Annotated in this window: 2 protein-coding genes; one reads left to right on the forward strand and one right to left on the reverse strand. The window is 54.6% G+C overall.

What is annotated here, in order from left to right; translation table 11 throughout:
• Nucleotides 1-363: 363 nt before the first annotated feature.
• On the forward strand, nt 364-1,683 hold the full coding sequence (locus tag LAO21_23180) for a hypothetical protein (protein ID MBZ5555620.1): 1,320 nt from the start codon (nt 364-366) through the stop codon (nt 1,681-1,683).
• A gap of 217 nt (nt 1,684-1,900) precedes the next feature.
• Here the strand turns inward: LAO21_23180 and LAO21_23185 are convergent, their stop codons facing one another.
• Nucleotides 1,901-2,689, reverse strand: a complete 789-nt coding sequence (locus tag LAO21_23185) for a hypothetical protein (GenBank protein MBZ5555621.1) — start codon at nt 2,687-2,689, stop codon at nt 1,901-1,903.
• Nucleotides 2,690-2,721 lie beyond the last annotated feature (32 nt).

The following is a 2,721-nucleotide window of genomic DNA, read 5'->3' on the forward strand; positions in this document are numbered from 1 at the left end:
TCCACAATCAGCGCCGGCTCCATCGCATTCTCAAGAAAATGCTCGACCTGTCACAAACCATCTTGCAGCGTACCACGGTGGGAGTACCCAGGCGGATGCGCGTGCCGCGTGGCGAGAATCCTTAACTTAGTGCCATTCGCGGCTGTCCCGCATTTTCGGAATCCTCTGCGAATCGAATGCAGACTCAGCGAGCTCCCGATGGATTCAAGAGTACTCAAGGATGCTTCGGCCTGATCCGTGATGAGCCCGGTCTGCGCAATAATGGTGTGCCTCTGTTCGGAGGTTCTCCGTTGGAAAGTGCGCGGCTTCTCGGGTTTGGACGGGGATTGACTCAAGGAATCGCCAGTTGGTAGACTTCATTTGATGGGTGCCATATTAATCGCGCACACTGACCGAGATCAGTTTTCATCGCACATCCCCCTTATTCTTCTTGCGCTGACTGCCCTCGCAGTCTTGGCTTACCTCCCTGTCTTTAGTTTTCCCTTCATCTCTGACGATTTCGTGCAGATTCCTCTCGCGCGACAATACGGCAACATTACTGGATGGGCGCAGCTTGCGCATGATCCAGGATCCCGCTACCGTGCCACCTATTTCCTGCTCAGCTATGGGCTGGATCACATTTTTGGATTTCGTCCTCTGCCTTTCTACATTGCCAGTGTTTCACTTCATGTACTTTGCGTCTGGCTGGTCTTTGCATTAGGGGCCTGGGATGTGATCGGATGGCGTGTTTCAGCATTGAGCGCGTCTTTCTTTGCCATTTATGAAGGGCACCAGGAAGCCGTTATGTGGGTAGCCGCCTCGATGGAATTACTTCTATTTCTATTTGGATTTATGTGTCTGCTGGCATGGGTTCTGTGGTTGAAGAACCGACATTGGTGGATTTATGGTGCGGCTTTGGTTTCCTTCTTCGTGACGCTGTTCTCCAAGGAATCATCGTGGATCATTGTGCCCTTGATGTTACTGCCGGTACTCACGGCGCGTCCCAATTGGCAGCGCGGTATTATTGGCCTGATACCATTCGGGGGGACAGCCCTGGCTTACGTAATTTGGATAATGGGGACAAGAACGAGTAATCCACGGTTTCGCGATGGTAGTTTTTCCTCGAGTGCACCCTGGTTGTTGACCCTGACGAACAGCTCCTGGCGAGTCTTGTTCGTCTGGGGAATCATCAGTCTTGCGGCTCTCCTTTTCTGGAAGGCCAGAGAGTTTAGAACCCTTTCAATCGTGGCCTTGATTTGGATTTTACTGGGGCTGCTGCCATACAGCTTCCTTACTTACATGTCAAAAGTCCCGAGCCGCCACACCTATCTTGCTAGCGTAGGGCTTGCCTGGATAGTTGCGGCCGCCCTTGTGAAAATGCATGAGAATGCACCCCGATGGTTGTCGATTGTCGTTGTGGTCCTGATACTTCTACACAACATCGGCATCTTATGGGTCAAGAAGAGGGCGCAATTCCTCGAACGGGCTGCACCCACACAAAAATTAATGGAAATAGCGGCAATTGCCAAAGGCCCGCTCTACCTCCATTGCTTTCCTTACGCCAGTGTCGTTGCAGAGTATGCGGTAAGACCTACCGGCCACGAACTGATCATAGATCCGAAACCGATTCCTGGGCCCGATTGCTTCTCAGTAACGTTTTCGGACAAACAAGGAAACGTCCACACATACACCTGGAAACGATAAATTCGGGAGAGTCCCGAACATTCGATGACTCGGCGTCCGATAATCGCGCTTAATGGGGTGGAAACGCGATGAGGTCTCCATTGTCATTCACAGCGGGCACGACGAGTTGGATGTGGAACGCCAGGGGCAAGCTCGTTTTCACGCCAATCGGGTAGGAGGCGGGGTTACCCCCGCCGTCCTCCCACACCACCGGACGTACGGTTCCGTATCCGGCGGTTCAGAAAGATCGCTGGAGTGCGAGCTGTTGATCCCGCAGCGAGACGAGTCCACAGCGATCAAAGTAGGATTTAGGAAAGGCTTCGTGCATGTGCGACGCGCCGGCATTCCACCACGGACCGCGTCCGTTGGTGGCCGATTGCCAAGCCCGCGCTTCCGCCAATCCACGTTGTCTCAGGGAGCGAGCCCGGGTGAAGGGGCGTTTCCACCGACGCCAGAGCAGCACGCGTAGTTTGCGCCGTATCCAACCGTCCAGTTCCTCGAAGATGTTCTTCACCTCCGCCCGCCGGAAGTAATTTCCCCAGCCGCGTAGGATCGGTTTCAACTCTTGGATGAACTGTTGTAGATTCTGTCCCCGTCCTTGCCGGAACTGCATCCGCAGTTTCTCCTTGAACCGCTTCACCGAGGCGGCGGCCACCTTCAACCGCGGCTCTTGATTCCACGTCATGGAGTAGCCCAGGAACTTGCGTTCCCACGGGCGCGCCACCGCGCTTTTCGCCGCGTTCACCTTCAAACGGAGCTGTCGGCTCAAAAACTGTGTGACGGACGTCATCACGCGCTCCCCCGCCCGCCGTGACCGCACGTAGATGTTGCAGTCATCCGCGTATCGGCAGAAACGGTGACCTCGCCGTTCCAGTTCCCGATCCAACACGTCCAGTAGAATGTTGGACAGCAGCGGGGAAACTACCCCCTGAACGCAAAAGATAACTTGGCCCAATTTTAGCCTTTGACGGTTCTGGCACAGGTGGAGTTCCGCCGTCCGGACCAGAACGAGATATTGGAATCGAATGCCGGATAGTGAGGGTGTCCTTGCCCACTAAA

Source organism: Terriglobia bacterium (assembly GCA_020073085.1).
Lineage (GTDB): Bacteria > Acidobacteriota > Terriglobia > JAIQFV01 > JAIQFV01 > JAIQFV01.

Coding starts and splice junctions, on each gene's coding strand:
- LAO21_23180 (MBZ5555620.1), top strand. CDS start 364: ATGGGTGCCATATTAATCGCGCACACTGACCGAGATCAGTTTTCATCG.